Source organism: Primorskyibacter flagellatus (genome assembly GCF_014638275.1).
Classification (GTDB): Bacteria; Pseudomonadota; Alphaproteobacteria; order Rhodobacterales; family Rhodobacteraceae; genus Pseudooceanicola; species Pseudooceanicola flagellatus_A.
The window spans coordinates 2126462-2151707 of the sequence record NZ_BMFJ01000001.1; the positions used below are offsets into that span (position 1 = coordinate 2126462).

27 protein-coding genes are annotated in these 25246 nt (G+C 66.4%); 13 read left to right on the top strand and 14 right to left on the bottom strand.

What is annotated here, in order from left to right; all coding sequences use genetic code 11:
* Positions 1–2: 2 nt before the first annotated feature.
* On the bottom strand, positions 3–401 hold the full coding sequence (locus tag IEV87_RS10535; RefSeq protein WP_188477642.1) for a hypothetical protein: 399 nt from the start codon (positions 399–401) through the stop codon (positions 3–5).
* A gap of 71 nt (positions 402–472) precedes the next feature.
* The gene (locus IEV87_RS10540; RefSeq protein WP_188477643.1) at positions 473–1498 is read right to left on the bottom strand and encodes an alkane 1-monooxygenase; all 1026 of its coding nucleotides are present in this window, start codon (positions 1496–1498) and stop codon (positions 473–475) included.
* 182 nt (positions 1499–1680) lie between these two features.
* Between IEV87_RS10540 and ftsY the strand changes: the two genes are divergently transcribed.
* The 9 genes from ftsY (at position 1681) to purD (ending at position 10361) form a co-directional block, all read left to right on the top strand.
* Positions 1681–3015, top strand: coding sequence for a signal recognition particle-docking protein FtsY (gene ftsY / locus IEV87_RS10545; protein ID WP_188477644.1), 1335 nt, complete (start codon positions 1681–1683; stop codon positions 3013–3015).
* A gap of 64 nt (positions 3016–3079) precedes the next feature.
* Positions 3080–3982, top strand: a complete 903-nt coding sequence (locus tag IEV87_RS10550; RefSeq protein WP_188477645.1) for a DMT family transporter — start codon at positions 3080–3082, stop codon at positions 3980–3982.
* Between the two features lie 13 nt (positions 3983–3995).
* Positions 3996–4607, top strand: coding sequence for an inner membrane-spanning protein YciB (locus IEV87_RS10555; RefSeq protein WP_188477646.1), 612 nt, complete (start codon positions 3996–3998; stop codon positions 4605–4607).
* Positions 4604–5476: a carbon-nitrogen hydrolase family protein gene (locus IEV87_RS10560; RefSeq protein ID WP_308419893.1), complete on the top strand. Its 873-nt coding sequence runs from the start codon at positions 4604–4606 to the stop codon at positions 5474–5476. Before IEV87_RS10555 ends, IEV87_RS10560 begins: the two co-directional genes overlap by 4 nt.
* A 173-nt stretch (positions 5477–5649) precedes the next feature.
* Positions 5650–6624, top strand: coding sequence for a TRAP transporter substrate-binding protein (locus tag IEV87_RS10565; protein WP_229737527.1), 975 nt, complete (start codon positions 5650–5652; stop codon positions 6622–6624).
* Between the two features lie 53 nt (positions 6625–6677).
* The gene (locus IEV87_RS10570) at positions 6678–7220 is read left to right on the top strand and encodes a TRAP transporter small permease (protein WP_188477647.1); all 543 of its coding nucleotides are present in this window, start codon (positions 6678–6680) and stop codon (positions 7218–7220) included.
* Positions 7220–8521, top strand: a complete 1302-nt coding sequence (locus IEV87_RS10575; protein ID WP_188477648.1) for a TRAP transporter large permease — start codon at positions 7220–7222, stop codon at positions 8519–8521. The genes IEV87_RS10570 and IEV87_RS10575 overlap by 1 nt, the downstream gene beginning before the upstream one ends.
* A gap of 77 nt (positions 8522–8598) precedes the next feature.
* Positions 8599–9039 (top strand): winged helix DNA-binding protein, encoded by a 441-nt coding sequence (locus tag IEV87_RS10580; protein WP_188478407.1) that lies wholly within the window; start codon positions 8599–8601, stop codon positions 9037–9039.
* Between the two features lie 56 nt (positions 9040–9095).
* Positions 9096–10361, top strand: coding sequence for a phosphoribosylamine--glycine ligase (gene purD, locus IEV87_RS10585; RefSeq protein ID WP_188477649.1), 1266 nt, complete (start codon positions 9096–9098; stop codon positions 10359–10361).
* Positions 10362–10442: 81 nt separating this feature from the next.
* Here purD and IEV87_RS10590 read toward each other — a convergent pair whose 3' ends face one another.
* Both IEV87_RS10590 and IEV87_RS10595 read right to left on the bottom strand, forming a co-directional pair.
* Positions 10443–11204 carry an FG-GAP repeat domain-containing protein gene (locus tag IEV87_RS10590; RefSeq protein WP_188477650.1) on the bottom strand — a complete coding sequence of 254 codons (762 nt, stop codon included), beginning with the start codon at positions 11202–11204 and terminating at the stop codon, positions 10443–10445.
* Positions 11205–11208: 4 nt separating this feature from the next.
* A complete protein-coding gene (locus IEV87_RS10595; protein WP_188477651.1) occupies positions 11209–11532 on the bottom strand; it encodes a 2Fe-2S iron-sulfur cluster-binding protein in 324 nt (107 codons plus the stop codon).
* 122 nt (positions 11533–11654) lie between these two features.
* Between IEV87_RS10595 and IEV87_RS10600 the strand changes: the two genes are divergently transcribed.
* Positions 11655–12071: an OB-fold nucleic acid binding domain-containing protein gene (locus tag IEV87_RS10600; RefSeq protein ID WP_188477652.1), complete on the top strand. Its 417-nt coding sequence runs from the start codon at positions 11655–11657 to the stop codon at positions 12069–12071.
* Between the two features lie 66 nt (positions 12072–12137).
* The gene (locus IEV87_RS10605) at positions 12138–12689 is read left to right on the top strand and encodes a peptidoglycan-binding domain-containing protein (RefSeq protein WP_188477653.1); all 552 of its coding nucleotides are present in this window, start codon (positions 12138–12140) and stop codon (positions 12687–12689) included.
* A 35-nt stretch (positions 12690–12724) separates the two neighbouring features.
* Here IEV87_RS10605 and IEV87_RS10610 read toward each other — a convergent pair whose 3' ends face one another.
* From IEV87_RS10610 to rpiA, 8 genes are all read right to left on the bottom strand, one after another.
* Complete coding sequence (locus IEV87_RS10610; RefSeq protein ID WP_188477654.1) at positions 12725–13567, bottom strand: hypothetical protein; 843 nt, start codon at positions 13565–13567, stop codon at positions 12725–12727.
* 182 nt (positions 13568–13749) lie between these two features.
* Entirely contained in the window at positions 13750–14565 is an 816-nt protein-coding gene (locus IEV87_RS10615; RefSeq protein WP_188477655.1) for a M48 family metallopeptidase, read from the bottom strand.
* A 156-nt stretch (positions 14566–14721) separates the two neighbouring features.
* A complete protein-coding gene (locus IEV87_RS10620; RefSeq protein ID WP_188477656.1) occupies positions 14722–16230 on the bottom strand; it encodes a DegQ family serine endoprotease in 1509 nt (502 codons plus the stop codon).
* A gap of 119 nt (positions 16231–16349) precedes the next feature.
* The gene (locus IEV87_RS10625; protein WP_188477657.1) at positions 16350–16547 is read right to left on the bottom strand and encodes a DUF2065 domain-containing protein; all 198 of its coding nucleotides are present in this window, start codon (positions 16545–16547) and stop codon (positions 16350–16352) included.
* Positions 16544–17539: a protease modulator HflC gene (hflC, locus tag IEV87_RS10630; protein ID WP_188477658.1), complete on the bottom strand. Its 996-nt coding sequence runs from the start codon at positions 17537–17539 to the stop codon at positions 16544–16546. The genes IEV87_RS10625 and hflC overlap by 4 nt, the downstream gene beginning before the upstream one ends.
* Positions 17540–17541: 2 nt before the next feature.
* Positions 17542–18711 carry an FtsH protease activity modulator HflK gene (gene hflK / locus IEV87_RS10635; RefSeq protein ID WP_188477659.1) on the bottom strand — a complete coding sequence of 390 codons (1170 nt, stop codon included), beginning with the start codon at positions 18709–18711 and terminating at the stop codon, positions 17542–17544.
* A gap of 65 nt (positions 18712–18776) precedes the next feature.
* Entirely contained in the window at positions 18777–20138 is a 1362-nt protein-coding gene (gene gor / locus IEV87_RS10640) for a glutathione-disulfide reductase (RefSeq protein WP_188477660.1), read from the bottom strand.
* A gap of 110 nt (positions 20139–20248) precedes the next feature.
* Complete coding sequence (rpiA, locus tag IEV87_RS10645) at positions 20249–21037, bottom strand: ribose-5-phosphate isomerase RpiA (RefSeq protein ID WP_188477661.1); 789 nt, start codon at positions 21035–21037, stop codon at positions 20249–20251.
* 202 nt (positions 21038–21239) lie between these two features.
* Here rpiA and IEV87_RS10650 point away from each other — a divergent pair, with 202 nt between their 5' ends.
* Positions 21240–22610 carry an L-serine ammonia-lyase gene (locus tag IEV87_RS10650; protein WP_188477662.1) on the top strand — a complete coding sequence of 457 codons (1371 nt, stop codon included), beginning with the start codon at positions 21240–21242 and terminating at the stop codon, positions 22608–22610.
* Positions 22611–22647: 37 nt separating this feature from the next.
* Here IEV87_RS10650 and IEV87_RS10655 read toward each other — a convergent pair whose 3' ends face one another.
* On the bottom strand, positions 22648–23268 hold the full coding sequence (locus tag IEV87_RS10655) for a hypothetical protein (RefSeq protein WP_188477663.1): 621 nt from the start codon (positions 23266–23268) through the stop codon (positions 22648–22650).
* 301 nt (positions 23269–23569) lie between these two features.
* Here IEV87_RS10655 and IEV87_RS10660 point away from each other — a divergent pair, with 301 nt between their 5' ends.
* Positions 23570–24520 (top strand): DMT family transporter, encoded by a 951-nt coding sequence (locus IEV87_RS10660; RefSeq protein WP_188477664.1) that lies wholly within the window; start codon positions 23570–23572, stop codon positions 24518–24520.
* Here IEV87_RS10660 and IEV87_RS10665 read toward each other — a convergent pair.
* The gene (locus tag IEV87_RS10665; protein WP_188477665.1) at positions 24438–25181 is read right to left on the bottom strand and encodes a thiamine diphosphokinase; all 744 of its coding nucleotides are present in this window, start codon (positions 25179–25181) and stop codon (positions 24438–24440) included. The genes IEV87_RS10660 and IEV87_RS10665 overlap by 83 nt on opposite strands.
* Positions 25182–25246: the final 65 nt, after the last annotated feature.

The window sequence follows — 25246 nt, forward strand, 5'->3', positions numbered from 1 at the left end:
GCTCAGACTCCGACCTCCGGCCCGAGGCAGGTCATGGGTTCGTCGGCGTTCTGCACTTCGTAAAGGGTCGTCTGCGACGGGTCGCCCTGAAACTGGGCGACAAGGCCGCCGGCCCCTTGGAAAAAGGTCCAGCACTGGGGGCCCGGATCGGGTGAGGCTTCGTATTCGAAGCAGATCATGCCGTTTTTTTCGTACCAGTGCCCGTCAACGCACTGCCCGTCGAGGAAGGACCAGCGCACCCGGCGATCGTCGAGATACTGTTCCACGCCGTAGGGTTCGCCCATGGAGCCGAAATAAAAGGTCTTCCCGCGTGAATAGCTGTCGAACTGATCCGCCGTCATCGGGGTTTCGGCGCCAACAGAGGTGGCCAGAAGAAGCAGGGCTAAGGCAAGGCGTTTCATATCCGCACCCTGTCAGAGCGCGCCGCGTCGTGCCACACGCGATCGCGTGATCGGCAGCGGGCTGCCATGGCTCAGACCCGTCCCTGCCATTTCAGCAGGCGCGGGTGCATCACCCGCCGCCACCAGGGCGGCAACAGCGCCACTACCGCCATCACCGGGAGGGAGCGGGGCAGCATCGGCATCGTTTCGCGGTCGATCTGCAGACCCGGATAGATCCGGCCCGGATGCATATGGTGATCGGAATGGCGCGGCGCGTTCAGCATCATGGCAGAAGTCACGCGGTGCGGGCTGTTCCAGCTGTGTTCGGCGCGCACCGGTTCCAGTTTGCCGTTCTCGAACTCTCCGCGTTCCAGACCGTAGTGCTGCACGTAGTCCGACAGCAGGATCTGCACCTGGGCAAAGCCGGATATGGCCAGCAGCACCAGCACGCCGCCGGTCCCCGCCAGCAGCGCGGCCAGCAGAACAAAGCCGAGCCCGCCCAGCACGTAACCGATATAGGGATGCGCGGTCCAGGAGCGCCCGGCGCGCTTGAGGTCATGGCTTTCAATTCGCAGCCCTTCGCGGAAGGACCCCATCCAGGCGCGCGCAAAGAAGCTGTAAAACCCCTCGCCCAGAAGCGCGGTGTTGGGATCGTAGGGCGTGGCGACGTAGACGTGGTGCACCTTGGGATGGGCGGAGGCATGGTGGCCGAACATCATGGAGGTGTAGACGATCTTGCCAAGCTGCACGGCCTCGCGACCGGAACGATGGATCAGCTCATGCGCATTGGGGTGACTGACCTGGCCGAAATAGACGCCGTAGGCGAGGATCGCGGGCAGCACGTCCCAGCCCTCCGCCCCGCCGGGTCCGCCAAGGTAGCGCACGGCGATCACCGTCAGGAACAGATGCGCGACGCCAAGCGCGATGGACAGGCCGTGGGCCGGCTTGAACTCCTGCGCGGCGTCGACGTTGCGCCAGCTGTAGGGCAGGATGTGGTCCAGCAGCGCCGTGAACAGGGTGAGATAGGCCAGGACGACCCATGCCACGGGTCCGCCCATTGCGGTGGCCAGCACCAGCAAGGGGATCGGCACAAGCGTGGCGACAAGAAATCCCAACATGACTGCTCTACCTCTGACCTTGGACGGTTCTTCGCGCTTTGACCTCTCTCTACCGCATTCCGTGGCGTGGCGCATAGGACAAATCCGGCGCGGGTCCGGATCAGGCACGGCGTTGCGCCGGTCCCCCTTTCCCTTCCGGGGTCATGGCATTAGGTGATGGGCATCCGAACGGCGGAGGATGCATGGCCTTCTTCTCGAAACTCAAGGACAGATTGTTCAAATCGTCTTCCAGGCTGGAAGAGGGTCTTGACGCCATCGTGACCGACGGCGGCGCGGAGGAACCCGCGCGTCCCGGCCAGACGCCCGAGGGGGTTCCCGGCGACACGCCGCAGGAACTGCCGGTCACGCCACCGCGGGAAACGCCGGAACGGCCCGCGGAAACCCCGCCGCCCACGCCCGCGGAACCCCCCGCGCCCGACCTGCCGGAGCCGGAGGTGCCCGCGACGCCACAGCCCGAACCTGACGTGCCGCTTCCGGTGATCCCCGGACCGGGGCCGGAGGAGGTGCCGGGCCGCGCGCCCGACATGGTGCCCCTGCCCGACCCGGACCCTGTGCCGACCCGCGAACCCGATCCGGTACCGCCCCCGCCGGACGAGACTTCGCCCACTGAAACGGCGCGCGAAGGCGGGTCGGGCGGCCTGTTGTCGCGGCTCTTCGGACGAAGCGAACGGACCACGGTGGTGCGCCGTGAACTCGACGACGCGATGCTGGAACAGCTTGAGGAACTGCTGATCGCCTCGGACATGGGCGTGGACACCGCACTGCGGGTTGCCGCCAACATGGCGGAGGGGCGCATGGGCCGCCGCCTGTCGACCGCCGAGATCCAGGGCCTGCTGTCGTCGGAGATCGCGCGCATCATGGACCCGGTTGCGGTGCCCCTGCCGCTTTACCCGAAGAAACCGCAGGTGGTGCTGGTCGTCGGCGTGAACGGGTCGGGCAAGACCACGACCATCGGCAAGCTGGCCAGCCAGTTCCGCGCCGCCGGTAAGTCCGTCATCATCGCCGCCGGGGACACCTTCCGCGCGGCGGCCGTCGAACAGCTCGAGGTCTGGGGTCAGCGCGCCGGGGTGCCGGTGCTGAAGGCGGCCGAGGGGTCGGACCCGGCCGCGCTGGCCTTCGACGCGCTCAAGAAGGCAGAGGCCGAGGGCGCGGACCTGCTGATGATCGACACGGCCGGGCGGCTCCAGAACCGCGCCGACCTGATGGAGGAACTGGCCAAGATCGTGCGCGTCCTGCGCAAGACCGACCCCTCCGCCCCGCACAACACCCTGCTCGTGCTTGACGCGACCACAGGCCAGAACGCGCTGTCGCAGGTGGAGACCTTCCAGAAGATGGCGGATGTCTCCGGCCTCGTGATGACCAAGCTGGACGGCACCGCCAAGGGCGGTGTACTGGTCGCGCTCGCCGACCGCTTCGGCCTGCCGATCCATGCGATCGGGGTGGGCGAACAGATCGACGACCTGGCCCCCTTCGACCCGGAAGACTTCGCCCGCGCCCTGACCGGAGCCGACAGCTGATCCCCCCTTTCATCTTGCCCGAAATATCCCGGGGGTGCGGGGGCAGAGCCCCCGTGACCGGCCCATGAGCGAATGGATCACCTCCATCGAGGGCACCGAGGCCGGCCATACCGCGGCCATGGTGCTTGCCCTGCTGGCGGCTTTCCTGCACGCGGTCTTCGGGTCACTTCAGAAGGGGCGGATCGACCCGTGGATTTCACGCGGGGCCATCGATACCGCGCAGGTCGTGACCGCCCTGCCCATTGCGCTGTTCCTGGTGCCCTGGCCCGTCGGGCACGAATGGCTGCTTATCCTCGGGGCGCTGCCGATCCACTTCGTCTACAAGCTCGGCATGGCGTTGGCCTATTCGCGCGGGGCCTTCACCGTGGTCTACCCGGTGGTGCGCGGCATGGGGCCGGTGTTTACCGTCTTCGGGGCCTGGATCGTCTTCGGCGAAACCTTCACGCCCGTACAATGGCTGGGGGTTCTCGTGCTGCTGTCGGGGATCTTCGGACTGGCGCTCTACAACCTGCGTACCATCGAGGTGGCGCGGGACACTTTGGTGCCCGCGCTCGGGCTTGCGGCGGGGACCGGCGGGCTGGTGGCGCTCTACACGACCTATGACGCCTATGCGATCCGCGCGATCCCCGATCCCTTCACCTTCCTCGCGTGGTTCTTCGTGATCTGCTCCGTCGACATGCCGGTGCTGGCAGCGCTGCGCTGGCGTCGGATGACCGAACGGCCCGACATTGGCCATGTCGTGCGGATCGGCTTTACCGGCGCGATCATCGCCTTCGGTTCCTTCGGGGCGGTGATGCTTGCGACCCGGCTCGACAAGGTCGGAGAGGCGGCGATCCTGCGCGAAACCTCAACCGTCTTTGCCGCCGTGATCGGTTGGCTGGTGCTGAAGGAAACCGTCGGGCCGAGGCGGATCACGCTGATGACGCTCATTGCACTCGGCGCCGTGATCGTGGAACTTGCGGGCTGACACCGGAGAGAGAATGACCGAGAAACGCACCATCAGCCCATGGCTCAAGACCGGACTGGAGCTTGGTCCGGTCATCCTGTTCTTCATCGCCTACGTGAAGCTCAAGGATCGCAGCTTCACCATCGGCGGCAGCGACTATGACGGGTTCATCCTTGTCACCGCCTGCTTCATCCCGCTGATCCTTCTGTCGACGGCGGTCCTGTGGAAGCTTACCGGACACTTGTCCAGGATGCAGATCGTGACGGCGGTTCTGGTCACGGTCTTCGGCGGGCTGTCGGTCTGGCTGAACGACGACCGGTTCTTCAAGATGAAGCCGACGCTGATCTACCTGCTGTTCGGCACGGTGCTCGGGATCGGGCTGCTGCGCGGGGAAAGCTGGCTCAGGCAGGTGATGGAGGAGCTCATGCCGCTGGACGACGCGGGCTGGATGAAGCTGACGCGGCGCCTCTGCGCCTTCTTCTTCGGGCTGGCGGCGGCGAACGAACTGATCTGGCGCACCCAGTCCACGGAGACCTGGGTTTATTTCAAGACCTTCGGGCTGACGGCGGCACTGTTTGTCTTCTTCATCTCCCAGGCCGGGCTGTTCCGCGATCACGCGCTGCCGGACGACGGGGACAACACGTGATCCGGGTTGCGGCGGCCGCCTACCCTCTCGACTGGTTCGAGGACTGGGACGGGTATGCCGCCAAGATGGAATCGTGGGTCGGAGAGGCCGCCGGGACGGGCGCGCAGATCCTTCTTTTCCCGGAATATGGCGCGATGGAGCTGGTGTCGCTTGGCAATGGCGACGGGCGCGATCTGGCGCTCGCGACGGAGAGCGTTATCGCGCTCATGCCGCGCGCGACGGAGGTCCTGTCGGGCCTGGCCGTCAAACATGGCGTACACATTGTCGCGCCCTCGGGCCCGGTGCGCGACGGCGACCGGGTGGTCAACCGGGCGTTCCTGCTGTCGCCCACGGGTGGCGTCGATCATCAGGACAAGCTGATGATGACCCCGTGGGAGCGTGAGCCCTGGTGGATCACCGGGAACGGACCGCTGAAGGTCTTTGACACGGCGCTTGGCCGGCTGGCGATCCTGATCTGCTATGACTGCGAATTCCCCCTGCTGGCCCGTCAGGCGGTGGAGGCCGGAGCGGACCTGATCCTTATCCCCTCCGCCACCGAAACCGTGGCCGGATACAACCGGGTGAAGATCGGTGCCATGGCGCGGGCGCTGGAGGGGCAGTGCTTTACCGTCATGTCCTCCATCACCGGACCCTACCCGGTGGATGTGGTCGATGTCAGTCACGGGGCGGGCGGGGTCTTCTGCCCGCCGGACAAGGGATTGCCGCCGGACGGGGTGATCGCGGTCGGCGCGCTGGACGTTGCGGGCTGGACCTATGGCGATCTCGACCCGGGCCTGCTGGCGGCGGTGCGCACCGGTGGCGGCACGCGCAACCGGGATCACTGGCCGGAGCAGGTCTCCTATACCGTTACCCGTGAAGAACTGACCTGAACCGCACCTCATTTCTGTCCGGCCGGTGATCCATGTCCGATGACCTCATACGCAAAACGCTGACATTTTGTTGACATAATGACGGTAGCCGAGTCACGCTTCCCCTGTCCGGGACGACAGCGGCCCGCGCCGGACCACCCGAAAGGCCGCGCGAAAAACAACAGGGAACCCCAATGACCGTATCGTTCAAGATGCCCCTTCTGGCCGGTGTCCTCACCGCCATGGCGCTGCCCGCATGGGCCGAAAAGTGGGATATGCCAACGCCCTACGGCGACAGCGTCTTCCACACGATGAACATCATGGACTTTGCCAAGGACGTGGCCGAGAAGTCCGGCGGCGCTCTCGAGATCACCGTGCATTCCGCCGGTTCGCTCTTCGGCCATCCCGAGATCAAGGATTCGGTCCGTCGTGGACTCGCCCCGATCGGAGAGATCCTGATGTCGCGCCTCGCCAACGAGGACCCGGTGTTCGGGGTGGATTCGATCCCCTTCCTCGCCGCCTCCTACGACGATGCCGAAAAGCTCTGGGAGGCCTCCCGCCCGATGGTGGAAGAAAAGCTGGCCGAGCAGGGACTGACGCTGCTGTTCGCCGTGCCGTGGCCGGGGCAGAGCATCTACACCAAGGAACCGGTTGAAAGCGCCAAGGACCTCGAAGGTCAGGCCTTCCGCGCCTACAACACCGCGACCGAACGGCTGGCGCAGCTCATGGGTGCCGTGCCGACGCAGATCGAGACGGGCGACATTCCGACCGCCTTCTCCACGGGACGGGTCGCGGCGATGATCACCTCGCCCTCCACCGGCGTGTCGTCGCAGGCCTGGGACTACACCTCGGTCTATACAGACGTTCAGGCCTGGCTGCCGAAGAACATGGTCTTCGTGAACACTGCCGCCTTCGAAGCGCTTCCGGCCGAGGTGCAGAGCGCCGTGAAGGAGGCTGCCGCCGCCGCCGAGACACGGGGCTGGGAAATGTCCGCCGCCGAGACGGACGAGAAGATCGCCACGCTGAAGGAAAAGGGCATGACGGTCGTTGCCGCCTCCGACACGCTGTCGGGTGAACTGCAGGCCATCGGCGCGACCATGACCGAGGAATGGCTGGCCGAGGCGGGTGACGGCGGCAAGGCCGTGATCGACGCCTACAAGGGCATGTAAGTCCCCTACGGGGCCGGGATTTCCGGCCCCGTTCCTTTTCGAGGAGAGAGTTCATGCGCGCCTTTCTCGACCGGCTCTATGCCGCGGCCCTCTGGCTGGCCGCCGCGAGTTTCGCCGTCATCGCCGTTCTGGTGCTGGTCCAGGTGCTGGGCCGGATGGCCGACCGGATCGCGCGGGCGATCGGTGCGCCGCCGCCGGGGATCACGATCCCCTCTATTGCCGAGATCGGCGGGTTTCTTTTCCTCGGCGGTGTCTTCCTTGGCCTCGCCGGGACCTTTGCCGCCGGAGGGCATGTGCGGGTGACGCTGCTGACGGGCACGCTGCCGGAACGCGCGGGCCGTGCCCTGGCAACACTGGTGGCCGGAGGTGCCGCTGCGCTGGCCCTGTTCGCCAGCTGGTCCAGCTGGACGCAGTTCATCGACTCCATCAAGTTCGACGCGGTCAGCTACGGCATGGTCAAGGTGCCGCTGGCGATCCCGCAGGGCGTCATGACCTTCGGGCTGGTGCTGCTGGCGGTGGCACTGATCGACGCGATGGTCACGCTGACGCGGGGCGGTGAGCCGACCTATGCCGCCAACGAAGGGGGAGAGGGCTGATGGAAATCGCCACGCTCGCCCCCCTGCTGGTGGTCGTCCTGTTTGCGGTTCTGGCGGCGGGGCTATGGATCGGCTTCGCGCTGATCGCGGTCGGGCTGGTCGCCATGATGGCGGCGTCTTCGGCCCCGGTGAGCCTTGTCTTCGCCACCAAGGTCTGGGGCGGGCTGACGATCTGGGACCTGACATCCTTGCCGATGTTCATCTGGATGGGAGAGATCCTTGTCCGGTCGCGCCTGTCCTCGGACATGTTCGAAGGGCTCGCCCCCTTTACCCGCCGCCTGCCCGGGCGGCTTCTGCATGTGAACGTGCTGGGCTGCGCGCTGTTTGCGGCCGTGTCAGGGTCTTCGGCCGCGACCACGGCGACCATCGGGCGGATGTCGGTGCCGGAACTGACCGCGCGGGGCTACAACGCACGCATGGCCATCGGCACGCTGGCTGGATCGGGCACCTTCGGCTTCCTGATCCCGCCGTCGATCATCCTGATCGTCTACGGCGCGGCGACAGAGCAATCCATCGCGCGGCTGTTCCTTGCCGGCCTTGTACCGGGACTGATGCTGGCCCTTCTGTTTTCCGGCTATATCGCGATCTGGACGCTGCTGAACCCGTCGAAGATGCCGGCGGAGGAACCCGTGGATGACGGCAAGGGTTTCGCCGCGCTGCTGCGGCTCCTGCCGGTCGTCGGGCTGATCGTGGCGGTGATCGGGTCGATCTATGCCGGTGTCGCCTCTCCGACCGAGGCGGCAGTGATCGGGGTGGCGGGGGCGCTGATCCTCGCCTCGGCCACCGGGGCGATGAGCCGGGCGGCGTTCTTCGATGCCCTCCGGGCGGCGACGATCACGACCTGCATGATCTCGTTCATCCTCGCGGGCGCATCCTTCCTGACGGTCGCCATGGGCTACACGGGCATTCCGCGCGCGCTCGCCGGGTGGATCGGCGGGATGGGGCTGTCGCCTTACGCCCTGCTCGCAGCGCTGACGGTGTTTTTCATCGTCATGGGGATGTTCCTTGACGGGATCTCCATCGTGGTGCTGACCGTGTCGATCATCCTGCCGATGGTCACGGCGGTCGGGATCGACCCGATCTGGTTCGGCGTCTTCCTCGTTCTGGTCGTGGAGATGAGCCAGATCACACCGCCGGTCGGGTTCAACCTGTTCGTGCTTCAGAAGATCACCGGGCGGGACATCCTGACGCTGGCGGGCTATGCCGCGCCCTTCTTCGCGCTGCTGGTGGTGGCGGTGGCGATCCTGTCGGTCTTCCCGCAAATCGCGCTCTGGCTGCCCGGGACGATGTTGTCGAAATGAGCCGGGAGCGCATGACGATAGGCCCCGTGGTCAGTTCCGCCCATCTTGCCCGCTCGGCCCTGCCCGAGAGTTCGGAGATGGAGTTTGCGCTCACCATGGCGAACCACGCCTTCCATCGCTGGATGACCCGGTGCATGGCCGCCGCCGGAGAGCCGGGGATGGCGCCGCTGGAGATCCTGATCCTGCATCTGGTACATCACCGCGAGAGGCCGAAGACACTGGCCGACATCTGCCTTGTGCTGAACGTGGAGGACACGCATCTGGTCACCTACGCCCTGCGCAAACTGGGAGAGCGCGAACTGGTCGAGACCGGGCGCAAGGGCAAGGAGAAGACGGTCGCGATCACGCCGAAGGGGGCCGAGCTGTGCACCCGTTACGGAGAGGTGCGCGAGGCTCTGCTGATCCGGGGGCTTAAGGCGACCGGCGTGGACCCGGAAGAGATGTCGCGGCTGGCGGCGTTGCTGCGGGCGATTTCGGGAAGCTACGATCAGGCGGCGCGGGCGGCGGCGAGCCTCTAGTTGCCAAGCGCGGCGGGCGTGCCTAGAACCGCGTCTGATCCAACCGGGGGCCCCTGATGAACATCCTGATCCTTGGCGGCGGCGGCCGCGAACATGCGCTGGCCTGGGCCGTGCTGCAGAACCCGAAATGCGACAAGCTGATCGTGGCGCCGGGCAATGCCGGGATCGCCGGGATCGCGGAATGTGCGGATCTGGATATCCTCGACGGGGGTGCGGTGGCGGTGTTTTGCGAGGACAACTCGATAGATTTCATCATCGTCGGCCCCGAAGCTCCGCTGGCCGCGGGGGTCGCGGATCACCTGCGAAAAGGCGGGTTTCTGGTTTTCGGTCCCTCGCGGGAGGCCGCGCGGCTGGAGGCGTCCAAGGCCTTCACCAAGGAGATCTGCGACGCCTCGGGCGCGCCGACCGCCGGATATGCGCGCTTCACCGAGGCAGGACCGGCGAAGGATCATATCCGGGCCCAGGGCGCTCCGATTGTCGTCAAGGCCGACGGTCTGGCCGCGGGCAAGGGTGTGATCGTCGCGATGACCGAGGACGAGGCGCTGGCGGCCATCGACGACATGTTTGGCGGCGAATTCGGTGCGGCCGGGGCCGAGGTGGTGATCGAGGAGTTCATGGAGGGCGAGGAGGCCTCGTTCTTCGTGCTCTGCGACGGAACGGATGCGCTGCCCATCGGCACGGCGCAGGACCACAAGCGGGCTTATGACGGCGACCGGGGGCCGAATACCGGGGGGATGGGGGCGTACTCCCCTGCCCCGGTGCTGACACAGGCGCTGCAGGACCAGGTGATGGAACGGATCGTGCGCCCGACCCTGGCCGAGATGGCGAAGCGGGCGATGCCCTATGAGGGCGTGCTCTACGTTGGGCTGATGATCAAGGACGGCGAAGCGCGGCTGGTGGAATACAACTGCCGCTTCGGCGATCCCGAGTGCCAGGTGCTGATGCTGCGGCTTGGCGCACAGGCGCTGGACCTGATGCATGCGGCGGCGGAACACCGGCTGGCCGAGGCGCGTGTCAACTGGGCGGACGACCATGCGATGACCGTGGTTCTGGCCGCCCAGGGCTATCCGGGTGCTTATGCCAAGGGAACGGAAATCCGGGGGCTGGACGCCCTGCCGGTCACGTCATGGGAGGTCTGCTTCCACGCGGGGACAAGGGCCGAGGGCGGACGCGTGCTGGCCAATGGCGGGCGCGTGCTGAACGCGACGGCGCGGGGCGCCACCCTCGCCGAGGCACGGGAGCGGGCCTATGCGATGGTCGCGGCGGTGGACTGGCCGGAGGGGTTCTCGCGGTCAGACATCGGATGGCGCGTTCTGGGCTGAGGGCAAAGGGGGCTGTCCGCCCCCTCCTGGCCTGTCGGCCAGTTCACCCCCGAGGATACTTCCGGCAAGATGAAAGCCGGTTCAGCCTTCGCAGTGCAGGAGTTTGTCCATGCTCGCGGCGCCGGTAAAGCGCCCCTCTGCGCGGGTGTCGAGCCGGGACTGGTCCGGACGCCAATAGACCGAAAGGTTCGTGCTCCAGTCCCCGGTGGCGAGGATGATCTCGGGGCGGGTGGTGCAGGTGCGGACGCCACCGACAATGTAATTCCAGCCGATGCGGTGGTTGGTGACACCGCGCAGGGCCGCGATTTCGCGCAGCTCCCGGCCTTCGAGCCGGACGAGGCGCAGGGTTTCAAGGAGATGGGGGCGGTCGACATAGGCGATCTCGATCCGGCCGTCGCCGTCGAAATCCGCTGCGCCGACCGGGGCGAGCCAGCGGTGCGGCTGGCCGATGAAGGCGGTGGCGACGAAGCGGCCGTCGGCGGTGTAGATCGCAAGGCGCGCCCCTTCGGTGAGGGAGCTTTCGACGGCGATGACCTCGGGCGTGCCGTCGCCCGTGATATCGGCGAGACGGGGGGCCGTGTCTTCGAAGACCATCGTGTCGGGAAGGGAGAAGCGGCGCTCGCTGCCGTCCTCCAGCGTCAGGACAAGCGTGGCGTGCTCGATGCTGTCGCCCAGCACACCGTGGTCGTAGCGGTCGGTCGGGTCGGCATAGGCGGCGGCGGTGATGAGCGGGGCGGCCAGGGCCGGGGTCAGCGCCAACAGCCAGATGCCTGCCGCCAGCCCGGCACTGCGGGCGTGACCGGACCACAGGCGGATAGCGCCGCGCCGCGCCCTGCCCGGCACGCGATCAGATCTGCTTTTCAGGCATCTGCACGACGAGACCGTCGAGCGCGTCGGTCACCTTGAGCTGGCAGGTGAGGCGCGAGCGGACCGGGTCGGGCTCATAGGCGAAGTCGAGCATGTCTTCCTCCATGTCCTGCTTCTCGGGCAGCTTGCCGACCCAGTCGGGTGCGACATAGACGTGGCAGGTAGAGCAGGCGCAGGCGCCGCCGCAATCGGCCTCGATCCCGGGAATGCCGTTGTCGCGGGCGCCTTCCATGACGGTCATGCCGTTGGCGACGTCGACGGTGTGCTCGGTGCCGTTGTGCTCGATATAGGTGATCTTCGCCATGTCGTCTCCCTGGCCTTGTCCGTTTCCGTCAATACCGGCGGAGGGCGGGGCGTTCCAGCCCATTTGCTGCGCAGCCGCGCACAGGCTTGTGAAATCGCAACATGTTCGCTAATTGTTCCCTCATGAGCGAAGAGACGCCCCCGCCCTTTCCCGATCCCCGCCAGCCCGACCCCTATCCCTGGCCGCGTCCGCCTGCCTGCCTGCCCGCCGACATGTTGGACCTGCCACCGCAGGGGGCGCGGGTCACGGTGGCGGGGCTGGTGATCCTGCGGCAGAGACCCGGCACCGCGAAGGGCGTGATCTTTGTCACGCTGGAGGACGAAACCGGCGTGGTGAACGTCATTGTCTGGCGCAAGCTCTACGAACAGTTCCGCCGGGCGGTGATCGCAGGGCGGATGCTGCGGGTGACCGGGCGGCTTCAGCGGGAGAACGAGGTGACCCATATCATCGCGGAGCATGTGGAGGACATCTCGGCCATGCTGGACGACCTGCTGCGCGCCGGCGGACCGGGAGAGGTGGACCCTCTGGCTCTTCCTTGACAGGGCAAAACGGGGTATCATGCGCGAAACGGGCCCAAGACCCGGGCGAGCAGAAAAGGCATCCCGATGAACAGACGCAGCCGGTCCGCGCGTGCCGGAGCCGTGGCCCTTGTCGTTCTGCCTCTTCTTGCGGGATGTGGCATGCCCCTGCCCGTGCCCGGCGTTGGTGAGCCCGAGATCATCCAGATAAGATCCGCCCCGCCGCCCGGCTCCCCGCCCGGCGCCTGCTGGGGCCGCGAGGCGACGCCCGCGGTGATCGAGACGGTGACGGAGCAGATCCTGCTGCAGCCGGCGCAGGTCCGTTCGGACGGGACGGTGGAAATGCCCGCGGTCTACAAGACCGAAACCCGGCAAAGCATTGTCAAGGAACGGCGGGAGCTGTGGTTCCGCACCCCCTGCCAGCATGAGCTGACCCCGGACCTCGTCGCCTCTCTCCAACGGGCGCTGGCGGCGCGGGGGCTTTATGGCGGACAGATCAACGGGATGATGGACCGGCCGACGCGGCATGCGGTGCGCGGCTATCAGGCGCCGCTCGGGCTGGACAGCGGGATCCTGTCGCTGGCGGCGGCCCGGAAGCTGGGACTGGCCGTCGTCGATGTGAAACCCGGCGACGCATAGTTCGCGCCGCCGGGTCCGGGGTCTCAGTTCTTTGCTTACTTCACGCTCTCGCGCAGGTCCCGCGCGGCGGCGGCGGCGGTGCGGTCGACCATGAAGGGCCCGTCGAGAAGGTCGAGGTCGGTCAGCGCGGCGATCTCCTTGGGCAGGTTGTACTGCAGCGCCGCCAGCATCTCGGGAGCGTGGGCGATGATGTCCTCCACGTTGCCGGCGGGCAGACGGGCGAAGGAGGCGACCTGCGCGCCGTTCTCCGGATAGGCCGTCAGCTGGCAATAGGGGTCCGAGTAACTGCCGGGAACGGTGCACTGGACCTGCGCCAGGACCTTGTCGCCGTCCATGTACCAGAACAGGCGATGTTCCCGCATCGGGTCGATCCCGGCGGCGATGCCTTGGCAGGCGGTGTAGCGGGCGGGAAGCACGGCGACGTGCGGCCCCTTGGAGGAGGCGGCCATGGCCCCTACCCACTCCGGCAGCCCCTTGTTCAAGGCATCGGCGCAGGTCGGTTCGGTCGCGGCGTGGCGCACCGAAAGATCGTTCCAGAGCGGTACAGGAAGCGCACCGGCCAGCGAGTCCGGCATCGGCGTGCGCGCCTTGTCCGCGTTCGCGGCGAGGATGGCCCAGGCCTGATCGGTGCACTGGCTTCCGCCGTAGTTGTTCTTGCATCCTTCAAGAAGCACGCGCTCGGGCAGTTCCATGCGGTAGTACAAGTCGTTGGAGGCGAGCGGCGCGCCGGTGCCGCCACTGCTGCCGCTGAAACCGACCATCGAGAAATAGGCGAGCGAGCCCCAGAGCGCGGTGCCTGCCGCCCCCATGGCCAGCGTTGTTCCAGACCCACCCAACTTGCCCCAGAGGGCCACCAATCCTGTCCCGGAGAGTTGCATGACGTTACCCGTTTGTTGTGTTTTGACTGCTTTGTGAAACTGGTTAACCGCAAACTGAGTCCGAACTAAGGCAACGAATCGTTTCCGATTCGGGACATAATTTTTGTGTCAGATCCGCAACAGTCGCCGGGCGAACGACAATCGGGCAGGTCTGTCAGACAAATCTGGCGGATCGTTGCCGACTATTTGGCGGTGCGCTTCAGCCCGACATTGGCGTTGATCTGATCAACCGTCGCAAGAACGGTTGCGAATCGCTTCTCGTCCGGCGGGTGCGTTCCCCAGAAGGACAGCTGGCCCTGCGTGGTCTGCGCGGCCTCCGGCCGGGCGAAGAAGCGGGCGCCGACGACCGGATCGTAGCCGGCGGAATGGGCGATGCGGGTGCCGATGGTATCGCTTTCCAGTTCGTAGCTCTGGGAATAGGCGACCCCGCCGGCGGTGGCTCCGATCTCCACGCCGGCATTCACGAGGTCGCGGTTGTAGCCGCCCCCGCCCTGCGCGCCGACGGCCGCCGCGAGACCGCCGAGGATAAGCGCTCCGGCGACCATCTGCTGTTGCTGCTTTTCGATGTGGCGGCCGATCAGGTGGCCGTATTCGTGGCTGATGACAAAGGCGGCCTCGTCGTCGCTGCCGGTGTCCTGCAGGAGCGGCATGGACACGCGGATCACCGGCGCGCCCGACTTGTACGTGAAGTAGGCATTGCGGTCGGTCATCTGCCGGTCGATCTGGATGTCGACGTTGCAGTTGAAACCGGGGCGGTCGGCCAGCATCTGTTCGCAGGTGGACCGCCCCACGGGTGCGACCCGCTGCGAGACCCGGTTGAACCGCGCCTCGGCCGATGAGGTGGACAGCGTGGCGCGGCTGGTGTCGGCGCGGGCCTCGGCGAACATCCGGCTGGCGCGGGCATTCTGGTCGTCACCGACGGAGGGGAGTTCATAGGTGGTGCCGCAGCCCGTGAGCGCGGCCAGAAACACCGCCGTAAGACCCCAGTTGTGACCCATAACCTGCTCCGACCCCGTTCAAACGTTGCGGCTACTTGAATCGCGACTTCCGGGCGGTGTCAATTTTCCGTGGGGGCGGATAGCGAAGAAATCCGCCGGGCCATGCAAAAGGGCCGCGCATGCGGCGCGGCCCTCTCTGTCAGTTTGGGGTGCGGATTACTCCGGGATCGGCAGGGCGACGAAACGCGGCTCCCCTTCGCGGCGGATCAGCAGCAGGATCGACTTGCGTCCGGCATCCTTCGCCTCCGCCACCCGGTCCTCCAGATCGGTGATCGACTCGACCGTCTGCTGACCGGCTTCGGTGATGAGGTCACCGGCGCGCAGACCCTTTTCATAGGCTTCGGAAGCCTGATCCACGTCGCGCACAACAAGGCCGGAGGCACCGGCGTCAAGGCCAAGCTGTTCGGCCAGTTCCGGCGTGATGGAGGACAGGGACATGCCCATCAGGTCCTTTTCCATCGGCGTTTCGGCACCGGGCTGGGCGGCGGGGACGGCTTCGGCCTCTGCCTCTTCGCGACGGCCGAGCGTGATTTTCAGCGTCTCGGTCTTGCCGTCGCGCCAGACAGTCACGCGCACGGTCTTGCCGACCTGGGTTGCGCCGACCTGACGGACCAGACCCCGGGTATCGGCCACGTCCACCCCGTCGAAGTTGGTGATAACGTCACCGGCCTTCATGCCCGCATCCATCGCAGGCCCTTCCGGCACGTCGGACACCAGCGCACCGGCGGCATCCGGCAGGCCCATGGCGTCGGCCATGTCCTCGGTCACGTCCTGGATGCGCACGCCGAGCCAGCCGCGGCGGGTTTCACCGAATTCCTTCAGCTGATCGACGACACCCTTCACGACGTTGGACGCCATGGAGAAGCCGATGCCGATGGAGCCGCCGTTCGGCGAGAGGATCGCGGTGTTCACCCCGATGACCTCTCCGTCGAGGTTGAAAAGCGGGCCGCCCGAGTTGCCGCGGTTGATGGCGGCGTCGGTCTGGATGTAGTCGTCATAGGTGCCCGACAGCGCACGGTTGCGGGCCGACACGATCCCGGCGGAGACCGAGAAGCCCTGGCCAAGCGGGTTGCCCATGGCCACGACCCAGTCGCCGACCCGGGCGACGTCGCTGTCACCGAAGTTCACGAAGGGCAGCGGCGCATCGGCCTCAACCTTCAGCAGGGCGATGTCGGTCTTTTCGTCGGTGCCGATCAGCTTGGCATCCAGCGTGGAGCCGTTGAAGAATTCGACCGATATCTCGTCGGCACCGGCAATCACGTGGTTGTTGGTGACGATGTAGCCGTCTTCGGAAATCACGAACCCGGAGCCGAGCGCGGAGGACCGGCGCGGGGCGCGGTCACCGCGGTTGCGGTCCTGGAATTCCTTGAAGAAGTCCTCGAAAGGCGAGCCTTCGGGCACGATCGGCGACCCCTGTTCGCGGCCAGCCACCATGGTGGAGGTCGTGATGTTCACGACCGAGGGGCTGAACTTGTCCGCCAGATCGGCAAAGCTTTCGGGGCGGGCCATGGCCTGAAGCGCCTGCGTCAGGACCAGCAGCGCCGCCAGCGTCAGGGTCCAGAAGGCCCGCGGGGACAGGGCCACGCGCCTGTCCGCGATGGCCCGGCCGGGGCGGGAAATTGCCTGAGTGTTCACTCCCGTATCTCCTCTTGATAGGTGTGTCATTGACGTGCCGCACGGGGGCGCGTCCTCTGTCCTGTCATGCAATGTAGGCGCTCTTTCGCGCAACTCAAAGCCAATCGCGTGCGCACAAAGGCGCGTGATGGGGATGTAACCGTGGCCGCTCATGCGCCCAGCATCTTGGCGACCCAGACCAGCAGGACACCCGCGGCCAGTGCGCCGAGTCCAAGCACGCGGCGCTGATCCTCCGCCATCGCCCGCATCGCCTCCAGCAGGCGTTCGACAAGCGAAGGGGCCAGCGCATAGGCCAGCCCCTCCACAATCAAAACCAGCCCGACGGCCATGGCGGCATGTCCGATCATTCCGACGCAGGCGCCGGTTGCGGCGTCTGTTCCGTTGCCGGTTCAGCGGCTTCGCCGGTGGTTTGCTCCTCCGTCTGCTGCGAAGCCCCGGATGCCGGGGCCGCGGCGGGGGCCGCCGCGCCGCCAGCGCCACCGGTGTTCTTCAGATAGGTGAAGAATTCGCTGTCCGGGTTGATGACCATAGTCGAATTCCCGGCCTGCAGCGCCTTCTGGTATGCGGCGAGGGAGCGGTAGAAATCGAAAAACTCCGGGTCCTTGCCGAAGGCTTCGGCAAACACGGCGTTGCGGCGGGCATCCGCCTGACCGCGCACGATGTCGGCCTGACGGCGGGCGTCCGAGACGATCTCGACCTGCGTCCGGTCGGCCTGGGCGCGGATGCGCTGCGCGGCCTCGTTCCCGCGCGCGACTTCGTCCGCCGCCTCGCGTTCCCGCTCCGCCCGCATTCGGGCAAAGGTGGCGTCGAGGTTTTCGCGCGGCAGGTCGGTACGCTTGAGCCGGACGTCGATGATTTCCAGGCCGAGGTTGCGCGCCTCGTTCACTGCGCCGTTGCGGATGCGCTGCATCAGCGCGGCCCGGTCGGCCGAGAGGATGTCGTTGGACGCGACGGAGCCGAGCACCTCCCGGATCTGCGAGCGCAGGATCGAATCCAGCCGGCTTTCCGCCGCACCGATCCCGCCGACACCAACCGCCTGACGGAACTGTTCGACATTGGTGATGCGGTAGCGCGCGAAGGCGTCGACCACGAGGCGGCGGTCGTCCAGCGGCGTAACCTCGAGCGCAGCGGTATCGCGGCTGAGGATGCGGTCGTCATACCGCACGACTTCCTGGATCAGCGGCACCTTGAAGGCGAGCCCCGGCTCCTGCTTCACGTCCACGACGCGGCCGAACTGGAGCACCAGCGCGCGTTCGCGTTCGTCCACGATGAAGATGGAGCTGAGGCCGATCACGGCGGCCACGACCAGCACGGGAAGAATGATGGCAGTGCGTTTCATGCTCAGTTCCCCCCTGCCGAGTTGGTGGCGGCCGGACGCTGCGCGTTCCGATTGGTCAGTTCGTTCAGCGGCAGGTAGGGCACCACGCCGTTGCCCGAGGTGTCGTCCAGAATGATCTTGTCGACCCGGCCCAGCACCTCTTCCATGGTTTCGAGATAAAGCCGCTTGCGCGTGACCTCGGGCGCCTTGGAGTATTCCTCCAGAACGGCGGAGAAGCGGCTGGCTTCACCCTCGGCCTCGTTGACGACGCGGGCGCGATAGCCCTCCGCCTCTTCCAGCACCTGCGCGGCTTCACCGCGGGCCCCGGCGAGAACCCGGTTGGCATAGGCGTCGGCCTGCTTTTCCAGCCGGTCGCGTTCCTGTTCGGCAGCCTGCACTTCGCGGAAGGCGTCGATCACCTGCTGCGGCGGGTCGGCCTTGTCGAAGTTCACACGGACCACGTTCATGCCGGAGTCGTAGCTGTCGAGCGTGGACTGGATCAGGTCCTGAAGCCGTCCGGCGATGGCGCCCCGGTCCCGGTTGAGGATCGGCGACAGTTCGGACTGCGCGATGATCTCGCGCATGGCGGATTCAGACACGGCCCGGATGGTCATGCGGGGATCGCGCAGGTTGAACAGGAACTTGGCCGGATCGGTGATGTTCCACACCACCTGGAAGTCGATGTCGACGATGTTCTCGTCCCCGGTCAGCATCAGGCCCGCATCGTCCAGCTGTCCGCCGGTGCCGATGTCTTCGGTCTGTTCGCGGGTCACCGGAATGACCTCGTAGGTGATAAGCGGCCAGGGCGCGAAGTTCAGCCCCGGATTGCCGGTGGAGGAATATTCGCCAAGGAAAAGTTCGACCGATTTTTCTTCGGGCTTGACGGTGTAGAAACTGGCCGCGAGCCAGAGGGCCACGGCGATGCCGAGCCCGATCAGGATCGTGCCGCCGCTGAGCTTCGGGCCGCCGAAGCCACCGCCGCCGCCGGTGCCGCCAGTTCCGCCGTTGCCGCGCCCGCCCATAAGCACGCGCAGCTGGTCCTGGCCCTTGCGCATCAGGTCTTCGATGTCCGGGATCTGCGGTTTGTCCCCGTCGGGACGACGTCCGCCCCCTCCCCCTCCGGAAGGCGGCTGCTGCCGCCCGCCGCCGGAATTGCCGCCGCCCCCCCAGGGGCCGCCCGAATTACCAGCCATGTCAGTCCTTTTCGTTACTCTTGTCGTCTTACCTATGCCCCAAACTGGTCATCCGGGGCCGAAAATCAAGTTGTGCGGGTCGGCTTGCGCATCGTCACGATCTCTTCCGCCATGGTCGGATGCACCGCCACGGTCCGGTCGAAATCCTCTTTCGTCGCGCCCATCTTCACCGCGATCCCGGCGAGCTGAATCATCTCTCCGGCCTGCGGGGCGACGATGTGGCAGCCAAGGACCTTGCGGGTTTCCTTGCTGACGATGAGCTTCATCATTACCCGGTCGGTGCGCTCCGCGAACGCCGTCTGCATGGGCCGGAAGGAGGTTGCATAAACCTCGACCGGTTCCTGGTCGCGCGCGGCCTCTTCCGACAGGCCGACAGTGCCCATCTCGGGCTGGGTGAAGATCGCCGTCGGGATCAGGTCGTGATCCACCGGGGTCGGATTGCCCCGGAAGACGGTTTCGACAAAGGCCATGCCCTCGCGGATGGCCACGGGGGTCAGGTTCACCCGGTCGGTCACGTCGCCGATGGCGTAGATCGACGGCACGGAGGTCTGGGAGTAGTCGTCCACGACGATCTCTCCCTTGCGGCCCAGCTTCACGCCGGCCTCTTCCAGCCCCATGTCGTCGGTGTTGGGGCGGCGGCCGGTGGCGAAAAGCACCTGGTCGAAAACCTTTTCCGAACCGTTGGTCGCCTTGACGCGGATGCCCTTGCCGTCCTTGTTCATCTCGATGATGTCGGTGCCGCAGTGCAGGTCGATGCCCTGGGATTTCATTTCCTCGGCCACCAGCCCGCGCGCCTCGTCGTCGAAGCCGCGCAGGACCTGCGCACCCCGGTAGTATTGCGTGACCTCGACACCCATGCCGTTGAGGACGCCGGCGAATTCGCAGGCGATATAGCCGCCGCCGACGATGAGCATGGACTTCGGCAGTTCGGGCAGGTGGAAGATGTCGTCGCTGACAATGCCGAGGTCGGCGTTCTCCAGATCGGGGCGCACGGGGCGGCCGCCGGTGGCGACGAGGATGTGCTTCGCGGTCTTGCGGGTGCCGTCGGCCAGTTCGACGGTATGAGCGTCCGCCACCCGGGCGCGCTGATCGAAGCGGTCCACGCCCGACCCATCGAGCAGGCGCTGGTAAACACCTTCCAGGCGGTCTAGCTCGGACTCCAGTTTCGGGCGGAAGCTGTCCCACTTGAACGCGGCCTCGCCGATCTCCCAGCCATAGGCGCGCGCATCCTCGACCATGCCGCCGTATCCGGAGGCGAAGACCATCAGCTTCTTGGGCACGCAGCCACGGATGACGCAGGTGCCGCCATAGCGACTCTCCTCCGTGATGGCGACCTTCGCGCCGGTCTCCCCGGCTGCGACCCTCGCCGCGCGCACGCCGCCGGATCCGCCGCCGATCACAAACAAGTCGTAGTCGAAATCGCTCATCGCTGCCTCATCTTGCCGTCGGATGTCCTATCCCACATGGGGAGAGGTAAGGCCAGCGCAAGCGACCTGCTTCATCTTACCCGAAATACTCCCGAGCGGGCGCCGCCGCCTCAGTCGCTGAGATCGGAGAACAGGTTGTCGTCCTCGAGGAAATCCAGACGGCTTTCCTCCACCGTGCCGGCGTTGATATCACGCACCTCCACCCGGCCGTCGCCATAACCGACGATGACGGAGTCGCAGATGTCGATGAACAGCCCGTTCTCCACCACGCCCGGCATCTGGTTCAGAACCATGGCCAGCTGGCGCGCCTCTCCGATACGGTTGAGGTGCAGGTCGAGGATGTAGTTGCCCTCGTCCGTCACGAAGGGCCGCGCGCCGTTCATGCGCAGGGTCGAATTGCGTCCGAGCACGTCCATGGAGATCAGCGTCTCCTCCACCAGCGCCTGTGTCGTCTGCCAGCCGAAGGGGATGACCTCTACAGGAAGCGGGAAGGCGCCAAGGTGGTCGACCTGCTTGCCGATGTCCGCGATCACGATCATCTGGTCGCTGGCCGTCGCGACGATTTTTTCCTGCAGCAGCGCACCGCCGCCGCCCTTGATCAGGTTCAGGTCGCCGTCGAATTCGTCCGCGCCGTCGATGGTGAGGTCCAGCCACTTCGCCTCGTCGAGCGAGATCACCTCGATCCCCACCTCGCGCGCGAGTTGCGCGGTGCGGGTCGACGTCGGCACGCCCTTGATCTTGAGTCCGTCCTCGCGAACCATCTCTCCGAGGCAGCGCACCATCCAGGCGGCCGTCGACCCGGTGCCGAGCCCGACGCGCATCCCGTGTTCGACAAAGTCGACGGAGCGCTTGGCCGCCACGAACTTGGCCTTGTCGATCGGGGACAGTTCTCCGGACATCGTCAATCTCCTCGGTCGGATGTTGCGTGGGCTTATAGGGTGCACCCGGCCCGGAGGCGAGCGTGAATCGCCCCCTTTTCCCGCCCCTGTCCCGTTTCGCCGTCATGCAGGGCCGTTTCGCCGCGATCTTACGTCGTTTCCGGTGGCGCGGGCGCGTGGCGATGCGGCAGGGTCGGGGAAATACTCCTGAAGGACCCTGCCCATGTTTCTGTCTGTCTTCGAGGTCTTCAAGATCGGTGTCGGCCCGTCGTCCTCGCATACCATGGGGCCGATGATCGCTGCCGGGCGGTTCCTCGACCGGCTGCGCGGGGCGCCGTTCACGGCCCATGGCGTGCGCGCGACCCTGCACGGATCGCTGGCCTTTACGGGCAAGGGGCATGCGACGGACCGGGCGGTGATCCTTGGCCTCGCCGGGTTCCTGCCCGCCACGTTCGACGCGGACGCCGCAGAGGCGACGCTGCTGTCGATCGCCAAGACGAAGACGGTTGCGCCGAGGGACCTGTCTCCGCTGGCCTTCGATCCCTACAAGGACCTGCGCTTTGACTATGAACGGTCCCTGCCCGGCCACGCGAACGGCATGGTGATCGACGCGCTGGACCGGCAGGGCGACGTGATCCTGTCCGAAACCTACTACTCCATCGGCGGCGGCTTTGTCCTGACCGCAGCGGAACTTGAGTCCGGCAAGGCGGAGGCCGAAGGAAGCGCCGTCCCCTACCCCTTCAAGACGGCGGCGGAGATGCTCGATATGGCGAAGGCCTCCGGTCTGACCATCGCACAGATGAAGGAGCGGAACGAGGCGGCGCGGAGCACCGGCGCGCTGAAACAGGGGACGCACCGGATCTGGAAGGTCATGAAGGACTGCATGGACCGGGGGCTGGCCAGCGAAGGGATCCTGCCCGGCGGGCTGAATGTGCGGCGGCGTGCGCCGGGGATCCTCGCCAAGCTGAAGGAGGAGCGCGGGCGCAACCTGACCGCGCCGCACGTCATCAACGACTGGATCGGCGTCTATGCCATGGCGGTGAACGAGGAGAATGCAGCCGGAGGGCAAGTGGTGACCTCCCCCACCAACGGGGCGGCGGGGGTGGTGCCCGCAGTAATACGTTACTACCTCGACCATGTGCCGGGCTCATCCGAAACACGGGTGCCGGAGTTCCTGCTGACGGCGGCGGCGATAGCAGGGCTGGTGAAGTTCAACGCCTCGATCTCCGGCGCGGAGGCCGGGTGCCAGGCCGAGGTCGGGTCGGCGGCGGCGATGGCTGCGGCGGGGCTCTGCGCGGTGCTGGGTGGTACGCCGGAGCAGATCGAGAATGCGGCGGAAATCGCGCTGGAGCATCACCTCGGCATGACCTGCGATCCGGTCGCGGGTCTGGTTCAGGTGCCTTGTATCGAACGGAACTCGCTTGGCGCGATCAAGGCGGTGAGCGCGGCCTCTCTGGCGCTGCGCGGGGACGGGTCGCATCTGGTGCCGCTGGATGCGGCGATCGAGACGATGCGCCAGACCGGGGCGGACATGCACGAGAAATACAAGGAGACCTCGCTCGGCGGGCTCGCCGTCAACGTCCCGAACTGCTGACGCGCCCGCGGGGTCCGGGGCGCGTCAGCCCTTGCATTCAGCTGCGGCGGCGGAAAGCGGCAAAACCGCCGAGCGCGCCAAGCAGCGCCAGCCCGGTGGCGGGCAGCGGGATTGCAGAAAGTTCGAAAGTGGTCACGTTCGCCTCGGCATACTCGCCGGAGAGGCGGAAGAAGACCTTGGCCGAATTGGCCGCGGCCAGGTTGAAGGGTTCGCCGAATTCCAGCGTATCCGTCACCGTCGTATCACCCGCATTGTTGAGCACGTTGATCTGGACGAAGGTCGACACGTTGGAATCGGGGTTGGCGCGGACAAACATTCCGTCCTGCCGGGACGTGTAGGGGTAGGAGTAGTAGACATAGTTGTCATAGGTGGACGCGAAGGATTCCCCCGAGATGGCGATTGTTCCGAGGCTCGACACATAGAAGTCCAGGATAGCGGGGGCGTTGTATCGTTGCCAGTTCGACGTGGGCGCCGCCTTGCCCAGATCGCTGTCGAGCGTCACGTAGCCGCTGATCATGTCGCCGACCAGCATGCCGGAGGCCGAGGTCGTCACGCTGGTGAGCGTGGCGGTCCAGTTGTAGGTGACGGGGGCGGCGGCGGCAGAGGTTGCGGCAAAAGCGAGCGCCAGCGCGGCGACCATGGAGCGAATGTATTTCATCTTGAATTCCGGTAGTTAAATTCGACTGTACACGTCAGTATGCAATCGAACGGGGCGAGGCCAAGCAAAAAGGCCATCACGTGACGCAAAGGCAGCTTTTGGTGCAGCGGACACGGGACGCGCCCGGCCCAATCCCTGCAAATCCCTGAAACTGTTCGCCTTCGGGCAACAGCCACGCGGGTCCTTGACCTGCCCATGCAGCCCCGCAATTGCGCTGCACACCGCCCCGAGCGCCTTGCCCGCGGCGGTCATCGCATGGTTCTGTCCGCCGATCCCAGGCGTAGAGGTTAACGAGGGGCCGATGACTGCCGACAAGCCGCTGCTTGGCATTGCCCTGATGCTGGGTTTCTGCGTGACCGCACCGCTTGGCGATGCCTCTGCCAAGCTGCTTGGTCATCCGGAGCTCGGCCAGCCCGTCGTGCAGGTGCTGTTCCTGCGCTTTGTCATGCAGGCGCTTTTCCTGATACCGCTGGCGCTCGCCACCGGCCGGACGCTGTCGATGAGCCGGGAGCTGACCTTCTTCGTCTTCCTGCGCTCGGTCCTGCACGTCACCGGGGTCGGGCTGATGTTCACCTCGCTCAGGTTCCTGCCGCTGGCGGAGACGGTGGCGATCGCCTTTGTCATGCCGTTCATTCTACTGCTGCTCGGCTGGCTGCTGATGGACGAGGAGGTCGGCTGGCGGCGACTGGCGGCCTGCGCGGTCGGCTTCTGCGGTACGCTGCTGGTGATCCAGCCCACGTTTGCCGATGTCGGCTGGCCCGCGCTATTGCCGCTCGGGGTGGCGCTGAACTTTGCGCTGTTCATGCTGGTGACGCGTCGGATCGCCAAGGCGACCGACCCGATTGCCATGCAGGGGGTCAGCGGGGTCATGGCGGTTGCCCTATTGCTGCCTCTCATGGCCTACGGGTTCTTCACCGGGGCGGAGGGCATCGGGCCTGTGCCCGTACCGGGCGCGGCCATCTGGATTTACCTCATGCTCGGCGTGCTCGGCTCTTTCGGGCACCTGCTGATGACCTGGTCGTTGCGCTATGCGCCCTCGGCCACGCTGGCGCCGATGCAGTACCTCGAGATCCCGGTGGCCACGCTGATCGGATGGGCCATCTTCGGCAACCTTCCGAACGGGCTGGCGGCTGTCGGCATCGCGATCACCGTGGCCGCCGGGCTCTACATCATCCTGCGGGAGAGGGCCATTGCGCAGCAGACCGTGACAGCGCCTCAAGCAGCGGGCGGAGGGCCGGGCGCGGCAGTATGAGCAGCATCCCCGGCGTCTCGATCCGCAGCCGCACCGGGCCGGAGGTGACGCGGTTGGAGGTGCCGGTGCGGTCGTCCGGGCGCAGGGTCAGCCCGTCGATCGGCCAGTCGATGCCTTCGGAGCGGCCCCGAACCTCGGCCAGCGGGTAGAGCGACAGCCGGTCCCCGGCGGTCAGTTGCAGGGTGAGGTCGGGCGGACAGAGACAGAGCACGTCCTCCGCCCCCGCCAGCACGCAACGCCGGTCCGGGTGTCGCGCCAACACCGTCAGCGCGGCCAGCTGGTGGTCGATCCGCCCGCCAAGGAAGCCCGCGCCAACGACAACCGGCGCGCGCGTCATCCTCAGCGCCTTGTCGAAATCGGTGGTTTCCTGTTCGGTCACGTGGTGCAGTGTGGCGGGGTCCAGCCGGGCGCGGTCGGCCCCTTTCAGACTGTCGAAGTCACCGATCACCGCATCCGGGGTCAGACCCGCCGCCAGCGCAAGCCCCGCGCCACCGTCCGCGGCCACCACCGGCGCGCCCTGCAAGGCAGGCTCCGCACGCAGGAAGGACAGGACCTCTGCCGCCTCCGCTCCCGCGCCGCCGACCATCAGGACCGGGCGGTCGGCGTTCACCACATGTTCAGGGCCGTTGCGGCATAATTCGGTCAGATCGGAGCGCTGCATTGTCGTCAATCCGGGGTCAAAGTGGACAGCTACCATGAAATTGTCACAAAATGAGACGACCCATT